This window comes from Pseudomonas sp. PDM16 (assembly GCF_014851865.1).
Classification (GTDB): Bacteria; Pseudomonadota; Gammaproteobacteria; order Pseudomonadales; family Pseudomonadaceae; genus Aquipseudomonas.
Genome location: NZ_JACVAM010000004.1, coordinates 1 through 16,392, shown reverse-complemented (window position 1 = coordinate 16,392; position 16,392 = coordinate 1). Strand labels below are relative to the sequence as shown.

The 16,392-nt window shown below is 63.6% G+C and carries 11 protein-coding genes and 1 rRNA gene; 2 read left to right on the top strand and 10 right to left on the bottom strand.

From position 1 onward, the window contains the following. Positions 1 to 9: 9 nt before the first annotated feature. Positions 10 to 2,667, top strand: a complete 2,658-nt coding sequence (gene tssH, locus IB234_RS14895; RefSeq protein WP_192319170.1) for a type VI secretion system ATPase TssH — start codon at positions 10 to 12, stop codon at positions 2,665 to 2,667. 198 nt (positions 2,668 to 2,865) lie between these two features. On the opposite strand, the gene IB234_RS14890 is transcribed toward tssH, so the two are convergent. The 5 genes from IB234_RS14890 to IB234_RS14870 form a co-directional block, all read right to left on the bottom strand. Further along, positions 2,866 to 3,822: an NAD(P)H-dependent flavin oxidoreductase gene (locus IB234_RS14890; protein ID WP_192319167.1), complete on the bottom strand. Its 957-nt coding sequence runs from the start codon at positions 3,820 to 3,822 to the stop codon at positions 2,866 to 2,868. Between the two features lie 56 nt (positions 3,823 to 3,878). Then, positions 3,879 to 4,562 carry an enoyl-CoA hydratase/isomerase family protein gene (locus tag IB234_RS14885; protein WP_192319164.1) on the bottom strand — a complete coding sequence of 228 codons (684 nt, stop codon included), beginning with the start codon at positions 4,560 to 4,562 and terminating at the stop codon, positions 3,879 to 3,881. Positions 4,563 to 4,579: 17 nt separating this feature from the next. After that, positions 4,580 to 5,773, bottom strand: coding sequence for an acyl-CoA dehydrogenase family protein (locus IB234_RS14880; RefSeq protein WP_318652032.1), 1,194 nt, complete (start codon positions 5,771 to 5,773; stop codon positions 4,580 to 4,582). Positions 5,774 to 5,855: 82 nt separating this feature from the next. After that, complete coding sequence (locus IB234_RS14875; protein WP_192319158.1) at positions 5,856 to 6,971, bottom strand: acyl-CoA dehydrogenase family protein; 1,116 nt, start codon at positions 6,969 to 6,971, stop codon at positions 5,856 to 5,858. 31 nt (positions 6,972 to 7,002) lie between these two features. After that, a complete protein-coding gene (locus IB234_RS14870; RefSeq protein WP_192319154.1) occupies positions 7,003 to 7,785 on the bottom strand; it encodes an SDR family oxidoreductase in 783 nt (260 codons plus the stop codon). A 114-nt stretch (positions 7,786 to 7,899) separates the two neighbouring features. Here IB234_RS14870 and IB234_RS14865 point away from each other — a divergent pair, with 114 nt between their 5' ends. Beyond that, positions 7,900 to 8,940, top strand: a complete 1,041-nt coding sequence (locus IB234_RS14865) for an AraC family transcriptional regulator ligand-binding domain-containing protein (protein WP_192319151.1) — start codon at positions 7,900 to 7,902, stop codon at positions 8,938 to 8,940. A gap of 135 nt (positions 8,941 to 9,075) precedes the next feature. On the opposite strand, the gene IB234_RS14860 is transcribed toward IB234_RS14865, so the two are convergent. The 5 genes from IB234_RS14860 to rrf all read right to left on the bottom strand — a co-directional run. Continuing rightward, positions 9,076 to 11,220, bottom strand: coding sequence for a 3-hydroxyacyl-CoA dehydrogenase NAD-binding domain-containing protein (locus tag IB234_RS14860; RefSeq protein ID WP_192319148.1), 2,145 nt, complete (start codon positions 11,218 to 11,220; stop codon positions 9,076 to 9,078). A gap of 76 nt (positions 11,221 to 11,296) precedes the next feature. Then, positions 11,297 to 12,502 (bottom strand): acetyl-CoA C-acetyltransferase, encoded by a 1,206-nt coding sequence (locus IB234_RS14855; RefSeq protein WP_192319145.1) that lies wholly within the window; start codon positions 12,500 to 12,502, stop codon positions 11,297 to 11,299. 250 nt (positions 12,503 to 12,752) lie between these two features. After that, positions 12,753 to 13,892: an acyl-CoA dehydrogenase family protein gene (locus IB234_RS14850; protein WP_192319142.1), complete on the bottom strand. Its 1,140-nt coding sequence runs from the start codon at positions 13,890 to 13,892 to the stop codon at positions 12,753 to 12,755. A 52-nt stretch (positions 13,893 to 13,944) separates the two neighbouring features. Continuing rightward, positions 13,945 to 15,600, bottom strand: a complete 1,656-nt coding sequence (locus IB234_RS14845) for an AMP-binding protein (RefSeq protein ID WP_225580622.1) — start codon at positions 15,598 to 15,600, stop codon at positions 13,945 to 13,947. A 699-nt stretch (positions 15,601 to 16,299) separates the two neighbouring features. Beyond that, positions 16,300 to 16,392 (bottom strand): 5S ribosomal RNA (rrf, locus tag IB234_RS14840); the annotation flags it as partial.

Genomic DNA, 16,392 nt, shown 5'->3' with positions numbered 1-16,392 from the left:
CAGATCATCATGAGCAATATCAGCCGCACCGCCCTCTTCGGCAAACTCAATACGATTCTGTACACGGCCATAGAAGGCGCCACCGTATTCTGCAAGCTGCGCGGTAATCCTTACGTGGAGCTGACACACTGGATTCATCAGCTGCTGCAACTGAACGACAGTGATCTGCACCGGATCATCCGCCACTGCGAACTCGATGAAACACGCCTGAACAGCGACCTGGCGCGAGCACTGGAGCGCCTACCCAAAGGCGCCACTGCCATCAGCGATCTATCCGAGCACGTCGAGAATGCCGTCGAGCGCGGCTGGGTCTATGCGACGCTCCTGCTGCAGGAGGACCGGGTGCGCGGTGCCTCGTTACTGCTTGGTATTCTCAAGACGACGCACCTGCGCAACGTCCTGGCCACCCTGAGCCGAGAGCTCGCCAGCATCGACGCCGATGCCCTGGCCCGCGATCTACCACGACTGCTACGCGGCTCGCCGGAGGAAGGCCTCGCCGCCAGTGACGGTAGCCACGGAGAACCGGGCGAGGCCAGCAACGCCCTGGCTCCTTGCGGCAAACAGGACGCCCTGAATCGCTTCACCGTCGACCTGACTGCAAGAGCGGCGCAGGGAGAGATCGACCCGGTCACTGGGCGTGATGAGGAAATCCGCCAGATCACCGACATTCTCATCCGCCGCCGGCAGAACAACCCACTGCTGACCGGGGAGGCCGGGGTCGGCAAGACCGCCGTAGCCGAAGGCTTCGCACTACGCCTGGCCAGCGGAGACGTACCTCCACAACTGCGGGGCGTATCGCTGCTGATGCTGGATATCGGTTTGTTGCAGGCAGGCGCCAGCATGAAGGGGGAGTTCGAACAGCGTCTGCGCCAGGTGATCGATGAGGTTCAGAACAGCCCCAAACCGATCATCCTGTTCATCGACGAGATCCACACCCTGATTGGCGCGGGCGGCGCGGCAGGTACCGGCGACGCAGCCAATCTGCTCAAGCCAGCGCTCGCCCGAGGCAGCTTGCGCACCATCGGCGCTACCACTTGGAGCGAGTATCGCCGCTACATCGAGAAGGACCCTGCCCTTACCCGTAGATTTCAGGTCATTCAGGTGGATGAGCCCGATGAGCCGTCGGCTATCGCCATGGTCCGGGGCATCACCAGCGCGCTGGAACAGCATCATCGGATACAGATCCTCGATGAAGCCATCGCCGCGGCGGTCCGTCTTTCGCATCGCTACATACCTGCCAGGCAACTGCCGGACAAGGCCATCAGCCTGCTCGACACGGCTTGCGCCCGGGTGTCAGTCAGCCAACATACCCTGCCCCCCGAGCTGGAGCACTGCAGGCGCCATATCGAGATGCTGGAAACGGAGAAGGCCATCATCGAGCGCGAATGCGCCATCGGCCTGGATGTTGCTGAGCGCGAAAGCAAGTGCCTGGCGCAGTTGGATCAGCAGCAAACTCTTCTGGCCGTGCTGCAGGCACGCTGGAATAGCGAACAGGATGTCGCCAGGCAGCTTCTGGAAGCACGTGAGCAATTGCGCTCAGCCGGCTTGTCAGGACTCGAGCGCGACACTCTGCTGGCCGAGCACGCCCGGTTGCAGAGTGAACTGGCAATGCTGCAGGGGGACTCACCACTGATATTGCCGGCAGTGGACGAAGCCGCGGTGGCCTCCGTGGTCGCCAGCTGGACCGGCATTCCTGTCGGACGCATGGTCCGCAACGAAATTGCCGCCGTGCTGGGCCTGGTCAACACCCTGGAAAAACGAGTGATCGGACAACGCCATGCACTCGAACTGATCGCCCGGCGGGTCCAGACAGCAAGAGCACATCTGGACAGCCCCGACAAACCCATCGGGGTCTTCATGCTGGTCGGCCCATCAGGTGTGGGAAAGACCGAAACCGCACTCTGCCTCGCCGAAGCCCTCTATGGCGGAGAGCAGAACCTGATCACCATCAATATGAGCGAGTTCCAGGAGGCCCATACCATCTCCAGCCTCAAAGGTGCACCGCCAGGTTATGTGGGCTATGGCGAGGGTGGCCTGCTGACGGAGGCCGTCAGGCGCAAGCCCTACTCGGTGGTGCTGCTGGATGAAGTGGAGAAGGCTCACCCAGACGTGCATGAGCTGTTCTTCCAGGTCTTCGACAAGGGCTGGATGGAGGACGGTGAAGGGCGTCAGATCGACTTCCGCAACACCGTGATCCTCCTGACCTCCAACGTCGGCACCGACTTGATCATGAGTCTGACCCGAGACCCCGAACTCATCCCCGAGCCCGAGGCGATGGCATCAGCCCTGCGAGCCCCACTTCTACAGGTATTCCCGCCCGCCTTCCTCGGCCGCCTGAACGTCATTCCCTACTACCCGCTGAACGACGACATGCTCGCCAGCATCGTGCACCTGCAGCTGGAGCGCATCCGTAAACGTATCGAAGAGCGTCACGCCATCGAGTTCGAGTACAGCAACGCAGCAGTGAACCTGGTCATTCGTCGTTGCACCGAACTCGAATCGGGTGGACGCATGATCGATGCGATTCTCACCAGGAATGTATTGCCTGTGATCAGTCGGCACTACCTCCAGCATCTGGCGGATGGGCGCAGACTCTCACGCATCTGGCTGGATGCTCAGGGAACGGAGTTTATTTACGACTTCAATGAGCGGTCGATGGCTCGATGATAAGAAAACGCCTAAAAGTCCCTATGGGTCTGGCGCCTCCAAGCTGGCATGCGGCGTCAACGACACCTCGCCCCGCATGACACTGACGCCAGTGCACCGCCGAGGATCGGTTTCGGCCTCGGCGGTGCAGCTATAGCCCAGCACGGCGCCGCTCCGCCAACTGCACGCGCACCTATCGATAGCCACATCTAACTCTGTCTAGGCTTCCATCAACCGTGCTTTCGTCTCTGCATATTCGCGTTTGAGCTGCGCAACATACTCGGCCACCGCCTGCACCCTACTGACCGAGCCGATGCCCTGGCCGCAGCCCCAGATGTCCTTCCAGGCCTTTTTAGCGTCGCCGCCAAAGTTCATCTGGCTGGGATCGCTCTGCGCCAGGGCGTTGGGATCCAGGCCGGCAGCGATGATCGAGGGTTTCAGGTAGTTGCCGTGCACGCCGGTGAAGAGGTTGCTGTAGACGATGTCGTCGGACGAGCACTCGACGATGGCCTTCTTGTAAGCGTCGGCAGCATTGGCCTCCTCGGTGGCGATGAAGGCGGAACCGATATAGGCGAAGTCGGCGCCCATGGCCTGGGCGGCCAGTACAGCACCGCCCGTGGCGATGGAGCCGGACAGGGCCAGCGGGCCATCGAACCACTGGCGGATCTCCTGGATCAGGGCGAACGGGCTCTTCTCTCCGGCGTGGCCGCCGGCACCCGCGGCAACGGCGATCAGGCCATCTGCCCCCTTCTCGACCGCCTTGCGGGCAAAGGCGTTGTTGATCACGTCGTGCAGCACCACGCCGCCATAGGAATGCGCCGCCGCGTAGATGTCCTCGCGTGCGCCCAGTGAGGTGATGATGATCGGCACCCGGTACTTCACGCAGAGCTCCATGTCGTGCTCCAGGCGGTCGTTGCTGCGGTGCACGATCTGGTTGATGGCGAAAGGCGCCGCCGGGTTGTCGGGGTTGTCCCTGTTATGGGTCGCCAGGGTCTCGGTTATCTCCGCCAGCCAGTCTTCCAGCAACGAGGCGGGACGTGCGTTGAGCGCCGGCATGGAGCCGACCACGCCGGCCTTGCACTGCTCGATCACCAGCTTGGGATTGCTGATGATGAACAGCGGCGAGCCGATCACCGGGAAGGGCAAGCGATCCAGCGGTGCGGGCAATCTGGACATCATGAACTCCTGTTTCCTGTGCGAGATGGCGCCTGTTCGGCAGGCGCCGGTTGTGCTCAAACTACAGGGATACCACGCTGCCCGGCCAGCCCCACGAGTGTAGGACGCAGGCCGCGCTTGATCGCCGTGTAGGTGGCGCGATCACGGGTCGCCATATCGGCGGCCAGGGTCATGGCCGCGGGCAGCACTTGGTCTTCCGGCAGGGCCTGATGCACCACCTGGCGGCGCGCACAATCCTCCCCTCCCCAGGCATTGCCGGTGAGCGCCAGCTCGTCGATGGCGGCGCGGTTGGGCAGCAGGCAGACGATTTCCAGCAGCGCCGGGGTAAAGGGCAGCTTGATCTTCACCTCCGAGAAACAGAAACGGCCCCGATCCGCGCGCATCAGGCGGAAATCGCTGGCCGCGGCAATCAGCGCACCGCCGGCATAGGCGTTGCCATTGATGGCCGCCACCACAGGCAGGTTGAGCAGGCCCAGGCGAATCAGGAAATTCTCCAGCCGCGTGGCGAAGGCCATGGGGTTCTTCTGGCGCATCAACCAGGGCAGGTTGATGCCATTGCAGAAGGTCTTGGGGTCGGTGCTGGTGATCACCAGCGCGGCATCACCACGCTCATGCTCGATCGCAGCGAAGTTCTCCAGGTACTCCTGCAGCACCTCGTCGCACAGCAGGTTGCCGGCCTCGCCATTGGTCAGGGTCAGGACGAAGACCCCGTCGTGTTTTTCCAGCTTCATCGTGCTCATGGGCAGCTCCTGCGCGACTACTTCAGCTGCGCCGACGACAGCCCCAGCACGGCACGGGCGACGATCAACTGCTGGATCTGCTGGGTGCCCTCGAAGATGTCGAGGATCTTGGAATCACGGGCGAACTTCTCCAGCAGGTACTCCTCGCTGAAACCCAGGGTCGAGCAGAGCTCGACACAGCGCAGCGTCACCTGATTGCCCATGTGCCCCGCCTTGGCCTTGGCCATGGACGCCTCCATGGAGTTGGGCCGCTTGTTGTCCGCCATCCAGGCCGCCTTCAGGCTGAGCAGACGCGCCGCCTCGTAGTCGGCCTCCATGCGATAGATCTCCGCCTCCAGCGCGCTGGCGTTCCACAGGCTGCGCTCGTAGCTCGGTGTGAAGCCCTCGCGACCGAGAATCTCGTACAGCAGATCCAGCGCCGCCCGCGCCACGCCCAAGGCCATGGCGGCGACCACCGGACGGGTGTTGTCGAAGGTCTGCATGGCGCCGCCGAGGGCCTGCTTGGCATCCTCGGCGATCTCCGCCGAGCCCAGCACGTGATCCTTGGGAATGCGGCAGTCGGTAAAGGTGATGGCGGCCGTGTCGGAGACGCGGAAGCCCAGCTTCGGCTCCAGGCGCACCACCTGCATGCCCGGCGCACCCTTGGGCACGATGAAGGACTTGATCGCGCGCTTGCCGAGCTTCTTGTCCAGCGTCGCCCACACCACCACCGCATCGCAGAACTGGCCGGCGGTGACGAAGATCTTCTCGCCGTTGAGCACCCACTCATCACCGTCCAGCCGTGCGCTGGTGACGATATTGGCGGTATCCGATCCGGCACCCGGCTCGGTGATGGCCATGGCGCACCACAGCTTGCCAAACTTCTCGCGCTGCCCGGGCGTGCCCACTGCTGTGATCGCCGCATTGCCCAGGCCGAGACCCGGAATGCTATTGAGCATGGCCACGTCGCCCCAGCTCATTTCCGCGGTGGTCAGCACCGCCATCATGTTCTGGCCGTTCTTCACCCCGGCGGATGGCGCGCGCTCGCCCTTCTCGGCCGGGCCATTCATGACCCCGGTCGTCCTGATCATGTCGGCCACCGGCACCAGTTCGATGGGCTTGGCATGCTCAGCCTTGTCGTACTTGCGACTGATGGGACGGAACACTTGCTTGGCCAGCGTGCGCGCCATGTTTGGCACGGTCAGCAGCTTGGCGGGTACTTCAAGATTGATCATTTTTCCTTCCTCACTTCAGAACCCTTCCACGACCTGCTGCGTGTCGTGCAACAGCATTGCAAGAGGTCGTAGACGGAGCTCAGATGATGGCCGCGCCTTCGAGCACGCCGATGGCGCGCAGGTTGCGGTAGAAGAGTTCCACCAGATGCTCACGGATGAAGCCATGCCCACCCAGCAGCTGAATGCCGTTGGTGCCGATCTCCATGGCCTTCTCGGCGCAGAGCACACGGGCCAGGTAGGCTTCCTTGTGGAAGTCGAGCCCCTGCTCGGCACGCGATGCCGCGCGCCAGGTCAGCAGGCGCATACCCTCCAGCTCGATGGCCATGGTCGCCACCATGAAGGCCACGGACTGGCGCTGGGCGATGGGCTCGCCGAAGGCCTTGCGCTCGTTCACGTAGGGCACCACGTAATCCAGCGCCGCCTGGCAGGTACCCACCGCCAGGGCGCAGGTGCCGATGCGCGCCAGATCCACCAGGCGCTGCAGATCGAAGACCTTCTCATCCTCGCCGAGCCTGGCGCAGGCTTCGACCTGCACCTCCTCGAAGCGGATGCGCGCCAGCTCCAGCGCCTTGAGGCCCATGGTCTCCTCGCGCACCGCGCTCATGCCTGCCGCGCCGCGCTCGACGATAAAGGCGGCCGTACCCTCCTCGTCCTGCAGCTGCGCCACCACCAGTAGCAGCTCGGCCGACAGGCCCAGCGCCACCAGGGACTTCTCGCCATTGAGCACGTAACTCGCACCTGCGCGGCGTGCGGTGGTATGTAGCTCGCGGGCATCGAAACGCGCCCGCGGCTCCATCAGGGCCACGCTGGCGGCGACGAAGTTTTCTCCGGCCAGGCGCGGCAGGTACTTCTCCTGCTGGGCCTGGCTACCCTGATCGAGCAGCGTGTTGACGAAGGACAGTGGCGTCACCGCGCCCAGCGCCAGGGACATGTCGCCCCAGGCCAGATCCTCGATGGCCAGCATGTTGGAGATGGGCGAACGTGCGGCGCCCGCACCACCTAGCGCCTCGGGAATTGGCATCAGGGTGAGGCCCAGCTCCAGGCTGCGGGCATAGAAGTCCGCCGGCACAGCGGTGGCCTCGTCGGCCTCGCGGCTGTGGCTACGCAGGACGTCCTGGGCGAAGCGCTGCAGCGACTCGCGCGTCATGCGCTGATCGTCGCTCAGGTTCAGGTCGAAGGGCTGATTGTTGGTCATGGCGCTCTCTTGCGGTTAAGGACTACGGAACTCAACCCATCAGGGCCTGGGTGATGGCACCCGAGCCGCCCAACGCCAGGCCGCCATCCACCGATAGCACCACGCCGGTGACATAGCCGGCCTGCGGCGAGCAGAGCCAGAGCGCGGCGTTGCTGATGTCTTCCAGTTGGCCGAAGCGGCCGAGCGGCACCGAGCGCACCCAGGCGGCATGTGCCTTGGCATTCGGCGCCAGGCGCGCCATGCCCTCGGTGCCTTCGATGGGGCCCGGGGCGATCGAGTTGACGCGTACGCCGGACTGGCCCCACTCGATGGCCAGGGTGCGGGTCAGCTGGTCGACACCGGCCTTGGCCGCACACACGTGCGCCTGCAGCGGCGTCGGCATCCAGCTCTGCCCGGCGCTGATGTTGACGATGCGCGCGCCCGGCTTGCGCAGGTGCGGGAAGGCCGCGCGCAGCACGTTGAAGGTGCCGTGCAGGTCAATGTCGACCACGGTGCGGAAGGCGTTGGACGACATGTTGGCCGCCGGGGCCAGGAAGTTGCCTGCGGCGCCAGACACCAGCACATCGATCGGGCCGAGTTGTTCGGCGGTGGCCGCCAGGGCGGTGGCCACGCCGTCGAAGTCGCGCACATCGGCGGCGAAGCCGCGGACTTCACCGCCATGGCGGAGCAGCTGGGCCACGGCCGCATCGAGCTTGTCCTGGCTGCGACCGAGAATGGCCACGCTGGCGCCGGCCTGGGCGAAGGCATCGGCGATGCCGAGATTGATCCCGCTGCTGCCGCCGGCAATGAACACAACCTGCTTGGAGAAGCTCATCGTTGCACCTCGTACTCATGGATTGATGGGTACGCAGTGTTGGCTCGCTTGCCCCTGGGGTCGATGCCGTGATACGACATAAATATGGCAAAAATAGCCAACTAGGATTTCGCCGTGAATGTCGACCTGAGCCAACCCGTGATCCCCGCCCGCTACGCCCGCGGCCTGCTGACGGCAGCCGAAGCCCGCGGCCTGTTGCGCGCCGAGCTGATGGCAATGGCGCGCATCGACGAGGCGGATCTGGGCGGGCGCGGCGCGCGGGTCAGCACCAAACAGTTCTCCCAGCTGTACGGTGGCATCGTCATCGGCCTGCAGGACGAGTCCTGCGGCCTGCACTCGCGCGCGGTGCCATTGGGAGGCATCGAGATGCTCTGTCGTGCGGCACTGACCACCACGACGCTGCACGACTGCCTGCCCGTTGTCGCGCGCTGCATTGCCCTGGTGATGGGTGATTTCCGTGCCGAATTCCAGGCCGAAACCCGCACCGAGCGCGCACGGCTCAACCTGTTCGAGATGGTGCCGCCCACAGGTGATCGCGCCCTCGCCTACGAGCTGGCCCTGTTCACCCTTTGCGGTGTGCTCTCCTGGCTGTTTGGCCAGCGGGTGCCGCTCACGTCCGTATCCCTGCCGCTCGGCAAGCCCCGGCACGCCATGGCCCTGAGCATGTTGCTGGCCGCGCCCCTGCACTTCGACGCGGAGAAGGCCAGCATCGAATTCGCTGCCGACAGCATGGCGCTGCCCATCGTCCGCACGCCTGACGAGGTATCCCGCCTGATGCGCCGCGCGCCGGCCAGCTTCATCGAAGTGCTGGTCGAGCAGGCTGAACTGCCGGCCCGTCTGGTGGCCATGCTGCAACAGAGCATGCCGCACCCGCTGACCCTGGAAGAGGCGGCCTCGCACATGGCCATGTCGCCGCGCACCCTGCACCGCAAGCTGGCTGCGCTGGGGGAAAGCTTCCAGAGCATCAAGGATGGCTGGCGCTTTCGCCAGGCCATGCAGCTGCTGTCATGCACGGACACGCCGGTCAAGCAGATTGCCGCTGACCTCGGTTTTTCCGACCAGGCCACCTTTCGCCGCGCTTTCGCCCAGTGGGCGGGCCACCCGCCAGGCACGCTGCGCAAGGCCCGCCAGGAGGCGTCCAAACAGCACTCATAGTGTCTATATTTGCAATTATCTCTTGGCGCTACATCTCTCTGGATACAAGCAAAAAAACGGGAGGCCAATGGCCTCCCGGAAAGCACTGAAGCTCACGCTTCAACTCCAGTGCAGGCTTTTTTGGCACTCAAACGATCAGAACAGCTCTTTCCGATTGGCCTTCTCGATCAGCAGCGCCGGTGGCTGGAAACGCTCACCATAGCGTTCGGCGAGTTGCCGGGCCCGCGTGACAAAAGCCTGGATGCCGTACTGGTTGATGTATTGCAGCGCCCCACCCGTCCAGGCGGCGAAACCGATACCGAAGATCGAGCCGATATTGGCGTCGGCGGTGGAGGTCAGCACGCCCTCCTCCACGCAGCGCACCGTGTCGATAGCCTGGGCGAAGAGGAAGCGGTCACGCAGGTCTTCGCGCGGAATTTGCTGATCGGTTTTCTCGAAGCGCGCCTTGAGCTCCGGCCACAGGTATTTCCTGCCACCCTCCGTCGGATACTCGTAGAAACCGCCTCCCGCCGCCTTGCCCGGCCTCTTGAATTCGAGCATCAGGTCGACGATGGCAAAGGCCGGATGCTGCGGCAGAGCCTTGCCCTCTGCCTTGAGATCCTCGATGTTCTGATTGCGGATATGCGCGGCCAGGCTCAGGGATATCTCGTCGGAGATCGCCAGCGGGCCGACCGGCATGCCCACGTTGAGCGCCTCGTTCTCGATCATTGCGGCCGGCACGCCCTCACCGAGCATGGCGATGCCTTCGTTGATAAAGGTGGCGAACACCCGCGAGGTGAAGAAGCCGCGGGCGTCCTTGACCACGATCGGGGTCTTCTTGATCTGCAGCACGTAGTCGAAGCCGCGCGCCAGGGTCTCGTCGCTGGTCTTCTCGCCGCGGATGATCTCCACCAGCGGCATCTTGTCGACCGGGCTGAAGAAGTGCAGGCCGATAAATTTGTCCGGACGCTGTACCGCGGTGGCCAGGCCGGTGATCGGCAGAGTCGAGGTGTTGGAAGCGATCACGGCATCCGGCAGCGCGGCGGCCTCGGCGGCGGCATTGACCTTGGCCTTCAGACCACGATCCTCGAACACCGCCTCGATGACCAGGTCGCAGCCTTCGAGGTCGGCGTCGCTGGCGCTCGGCAGGATGCGGGCAAGGAAGGCATCGCGCTTCTCGGCGGTCATCTGCCCCTTGGACACCTTCTTGTCGAGCAGCTTGGTCGAGTAGGCCTTGCCCCTCTCCGCCGCCTCGAGGGACACGTCCTTGAGCACCACCTCGATGCCGGCGGCCGCAGACACATAGGCGATGCCGGCCCCCATCATGCCGGCACCGAGCACGCCGACCTTCTTGGTCACGTACTGCGGAATACCTTGCGGGCGTGAGCTGCCGGCGTTGATCTCGTTGAGCTGGAACCAGAAGGTGCCGATCATGTTCTTCGCCACCTGGCCGGTCACCAGTTCGGTGAAATAGCGCGCTTCGATCAGTTGCGCGGTATCGAAGTCGACCTGGGCTCCTTCGACGGCGGCACACATGATCTTCTCCGGCGCCGGGAAGCAGCCTTTGGTCTTGCTGCGCAGCACGCTCGGCGCGATGACCAGCATCTGCGCCATGGCCGGCGAGCTCGGCGTGCCGCCGGGGATCTTGTAGCCCTTCACATCCCACGGCTGTGCGGCAGCCGGATTGGCCGCGATCCAGACGCGGGCCTTGGCCAACAGATCGTCGCGGCTATCGGCCAGCTCATGCAGCAGGCCGGCTTTCAGTGCGGCATCGGCACGCACTTTCTTGCCTTCGACCAGGTACGGCAAAGACTTTTCCAAACCCAGCAGGCGCACCATGCGCACTACGCCACCACCGCCCGGCAACAGGCCGAGAGTGACTTCCGGCAGGCCCAGCTGCACATGGCTTTCGTTCAGGGCGATACGGTGATGGCAAGCCAAGGCGATTTCCCAGCCGCCCCCCAGCGCGGCACCGTTGATCGCAGCGACCACCGGCTTGCCCAGGCTTTCCAGGCGACGCAGCTGTCCCTTGAGTTCGAGGATGCCGGCGTAGAAGCGCGGCGCATCGGCCTTGCCGATGGTGACCAGCTCATTGAGGTCGCCGCCAGCGAAGAAGGTCTTCTTCGCCGAGGTGACGATCACCCCGGCGATGGAGTCCTTCTCGGCCTCCAGGCGATCCACGGTGGCGCCCATGGCCTCGCGGTACACGGCGTTCATGGTGTTGGCGCTCTGGCCGGGCATGTCGATGGTCAGGACGACGATATTGTCCTGGCCCTTTTCGTAACGGATGGCGTCAGTCATTTTCTGATTCCTTGGCTGCGTAGGGCGGGTGAAACCCGCGTCTGGTCGTTTGCGCGGGTTACACCCGCCCTACCGGTCAAATACGTTCGATGATGGTCGCGATGCCCATGCCGCCGCCGACACACAGCGTGGCCAGGCCATAGCGCAGCTCGCGCTTCTCCAGCTCATCCAGCAGGGTGCCGAGGATGGCGCAGCCGGTGGCGCCCAGCGGGTGGCCCATGGCGATGGAGCCGCCGTTGACGTTGACCTTGTCCTCGCTGACGCCCATGTCCTTCATGAACTTCATGACAACGGACGCAAAAGCCTCGTTGACCTCGAACAGGTCGATGTCCCCCACGCTCAGGCCAGCCTTGGCCAGGGCCTTGCGGGTGGCCGGCGCCGGGCCGGTGAGCATGATGGTCGGGTCGGTGCTGGTCACGGCGGTGGCGACGATGCGTCCACGCGCTTTCAGGCCCAGCTCGCGGCCCTTGGCCTCCGAACCAATCAGCATCAGCGCCGCGCCATCGACGATGCCCGAGCTGTTGCCCGGGGTGTGCACATGCTCGATGCGCTCGACATGGCTGTACTTGCGCAGGGCAGTGGCGTCGAAGCCCATCTGGCCCATCATCTCGAAGCTCGGCTTAAGCTTGCCCAGGCCTTCGAGCGTGCTGTCGCCGCGAATAAATTCGTCGTGGTCGAGGATGACGATGCCGTTCTGGTCGGTCACCGGAATCAGCGATTTGCTGAACGAACCATCGGCGCTGGCGCGCGCAGCCTTCTGCTGCGAGCGCAAGGCGAAGCTGTCGACGTCCGTACGCGAGAAGCCCTCGATGCTGGCAATCAGGTCGGCGCCCACGCCCTGGGGCACGAAGTTGGCCTGCATATTGGTGGCCGGATCCAGCGCCCAGGCACCGCCGTCAGAGCCCATGGGGATACGCGACATGGATTCCACGCCGCCGACCACCACCAGATCCTCGAAGCCGGAACGCACCTTCATCGCGCCGATGTTCACTGCCTCCAGGCCCGAGGCGCAGAAACGGTTGAGCTGCACACCGGACACGCATTCGGCCCAGTCGGCGGCCAGCACGGCAGTCTTGGCGATATCCGAGCCCTGGTCGCCAATAGGCGTCACGCAGCCGAGCACCACATCGTCGACCTGGGCGGTATCGAGCTGATTGCGCTGCTGCAGCGCCTTGAGCAGGCCGACCACCAGGTCGATCGGCTTGACGCTGTGCAGCGCGCCGTCCTTCTTGCCCTTGCCGCGCGGCGTGCGCACGGCGTCGTAAATATAAGCCTCGGTCATGACTGCCTCTTGGATATACAGATTAAGAGTGGCGCTAGGCCATTTAATGAGTCTTCCGACTCAGTAACTTCTGAGTCGCCGCCTAAGTTGAATCGAACCGATTCAACGGCCAAACGCGACCCGCTCCACCCAGTTACCAACCGGGTGGACTCGAACTTGTTTGAATAACTGTTGGCGCCTGGAATTATTGGTTCGCGCCTATTCGCCATCTATAGCGAGAGCGGACAGCGCTGTGGCCTTTGTTGCCAAATCAGTCCAGCAACGCGCGGGCGATGATTTCCTTCATGATTTCCGACGTGCCCGCGAGAATCCGCCCGACCCGCTCGTCCTGATACAGGCGGCAGATTTCGTACTCTTCCATGTAGCCGGCACCGCCATGCAGCTGGACGCCCTCGTCCACCATGCGGCCGAACACTTCGCCGGCATAGAGCTTGGCGCGCGAGGCATCCACCGCATCCAGCTGGCCTTGCAGGTGCGCCTCGACGCAGCGATCCACGTAGACCTGGGCGATATCGATCTCGGCATCCAGCGCGGCCAGCTTGAAGCGGGTGTTCTGCAGCTTGCTCAGCGGCTTGCCGAACACCTTGCGCTCGCGCACGAAGTCGCGGGTCAGCTCCAGCGCCAGGCGCGCCGCCGCCACGCTACTGCAGGCAGCGATCAGGCGCTCCTCCGCCAGGCCCTGCATCAGGTGGTAGAAACCGCCATGCACCTGGCCCAGAACATTGGCTTTGGGCACCCGGACGTCATGGAAGAACAGCTCCGCGGTGTCCTGGGATTTCAGGCCCATCTTCTGCAGGTTGCGCCCACGCTCGAAGCCGGGCATGCCCCGCTCCACCAGGAACAGGGTAACGCCGTGCGGGTTCTCCGCATGGGTGCGCGCCGCCACTATCACCACGTCGGCGTTGATACCGTTGGAGATGTAGGTCTTCGAACCGTTCAGCAGCCAGTGATCGTCCTGCTCCACCGCGCGGGTCTTCATGCCGGCCAGGTCGGAGCCGGCGTCGGGCTCGGTCATGGCGATGGCGAGGATAGTCTCGCCGCTGATCATCCCCGGCAGCAGGCGCTGCTTCTGCTCGGCGCTGCCGAAATGCTCGATATAGGGGCCGACCAGGCGGCTGTGCAGAGTGATGAAATAGCCACGGTCGCCGTGCAGGGTGTTCTCCTCGATGAGGATCTGCTCGTAGCGGAAGTCCTTCAGCCCCAACCCGCCGTATTGCTCGTCGGCCCACATGCACAGATAGCCCTGTGCGCCGGATTTGCGGAAGGCCTCGCGGTCGACGATGTTGGCCTCGCGCCAGCTTTCGCTGTGCGGGCGGATTTCCTGCTGGAAGAACTTGCGGACCGAATCGCGGAATTGCTCCATCTCGGGTTCGAACGGGCGGCGCTGCATGGGAGCCTCCTGGGGTTGGTATCGGGTAGTAGGGATGGATCAGGCGGTGTCGTCACTCCCACAGCACGGCGGTGCGGGAGTTCGACCAGAGTGCGATCTGCGCGCTGTAGTGGCGCTCGATCTCGTGGCGCTTGATCTTCAGGGTGGGGGTGAGCAGGCCGCTGTCGATGCTCCAGCTTTCCCGCACCACCACCAGGCAATGCAGGGCGGTCTCCTTGGGCACGCCGGCGTTCACCTTGCGGCCCAGGTCTGCCAGCTCCAGCGCCATGGCCTCCCTGGCACGTGGGTCGTCAGCCTCGGCGCGGGCGCTGTCGGTCAGCACCAACAGCGCCACGGGCTGAGGCATGCCCTCGCCGCACACGCAACAGACCTCGATCAGCGGGTGGTTGCCCAGCTGTTGCTCGATGGGCGCCGGCGGCACGTACTTGCCCTTGGCGGTCTTGAACAGATCCTTGGAGCGCCCGGTGATGCGCAGGCGGCCCGCCGTATCCAGCTCGCCGAGATCGCCGGTGCGCAGATAGCCATCGGCGGTCAGGTCCTCGGCGGTCTTTTCCGGGTTCTTGTAGTAGCCCAGCATGCCCCCGGGACTCTTCACCAGGATCTCGCCGGAGTCCGACAGCTTGCACGACACCCCCGGATTGGCCCGCCCGATACAGCCATGCACGGCGCCATCGCGGCGGATGCCATGGGAGTAGCCGAAGTTCTCGGTCATGCCGTAGACCTCCTTCATCTCCAGACCGAGCTGCTGGTACCAGCGGAAGACTTCCGGTGGCAGCGGCGCCGAGCCGGTGATGGCGAGCCGGGCATGCTCCAGGCCGAGGCCCGCCAGCACCCCGCGTTTCACCCGGCGCCCGAGCACCGGGATATTGAACAGCCAGCGCTGCAGCCATGGGGCGATCTGCGCATTGACCCCCGCCTGGAACTTGCTCCACAGCCGGGGCACCGAGAAGAACGCGGTCGGCCGGGCGCGCTGCAGATCCGCGCGGAAGGTATCCAGCGACCAGGCGAAGAACACCTGCGCGCCGCAGTACAGCGATAGGCACTCGACATAGGCCCGCTCCGCCGTGTGCGCCAGAGGCAGGTAGGAGAGAAAGCGCTCACGCTCGGTGAAGCCGAACTCGGCCCTGGTGCCCTCGAGAATCGAGGACATGCTGTTAAACGAATGCATCACGCCCTTGGGTCGCCCCGTGCTGCCCGAGGTGTAGATGATGGTGGCCAGATCCCCGGGCGCGGGCGAAGCAGGCTGCAGCAGCGGCGCTGTCGCCGCGACCAGCTTCTCCCAATGAGGTGCATCTATCTCAGGCGAGAACGGCAGCCGGATGCAGGGCAGTCCCGCCGATATGGCAGGGCCGAGCTGCGCCCAGTTGTCGCCATTTCCATCCAGCTTACCGATGAACAGCAGGGCCGCCTCGCTGTGCTCCAGCACATAGCCGAAGTTGTCGGCATCGAGCGTCGGGTAGATCGGAACCGACACATGCCCCGCCACCATGATCGCTAGATCGGCCATGATCCAGTGGGCGCTGTTCTTGCCCAGTAACGCAATCCGGGTGCCTGGCGGCAGGTCGAGGGATTTCAGGTAACCGGCCATGCGCCGCACCTGATCCGCCACCGCTGCCCAGCTGTAACTCTTCGCGACGCCCTCGGCATCGGGCTGCACCAAGTAAATATCGTCGGGCTTGGTCGACTCCCAATGGAATAGCAAGTCCATGAAAGTTCGCGACTCTAGAAAAGATCTATCTGGAGCAATGGCATTCATTGTTATTATCCCGCGCATTGTTTACCGACAAAACTTGCCTAGCGCGCGGCTCTTGCAGAGTAAATCAATAAACTCGGCGCAAGAGGCCCGCATAGACAGGTATATATGTGTGGAATTAATTGTCGGATAGCATTGCGCAGCCAGCTATAGCAGCAGCTGACATTGGTATTGCCAGAGTTGCCAACCGCTAGAGAGCGATTTGGCATGCAGCATTTTTCGTGCAGATCAGAAGCAGGCGGCGGTAAACCACGTGATCTTCGCGGGAGATTGACGTGTTTCCGTTTCGTTCCCGCGCATGAGGTTTCGATCAAGGACCATCTTGTAAATCATGCGCCTGAGGCACACCAATTACTGAATAGTACAAGTAAAGCAACGCCGAAATAGCCTAGCTAGTGGCGGCCGCTGACTAGAAAGAGAGAGCTCACAGAATAATGTGCGCACATTTTGCGTGAGCCAGAAACAAAAAACAGCCAATGAATATTCGATCAGCTGCTTCATTGGAGTATGGCCTTTATGCGCGCTACGTGGGATGGACCCGCTCTACTCCGCCAGCTGTCTCAGGACTTCCCTAGGCATACGTCGCTTCTGATTTTCTCGCGCCCAAAAGCCAAACCCCTACCCGATTGCTCGGATGGGGGTTTGGGGATAGGAGCTTGACGATGACCTACTCTCACATGGGGAAACCCCACACTACCATCGGCGATGCGTCGTTTCACTACTGAGTTCGGGAAGGGATCAGGTGGT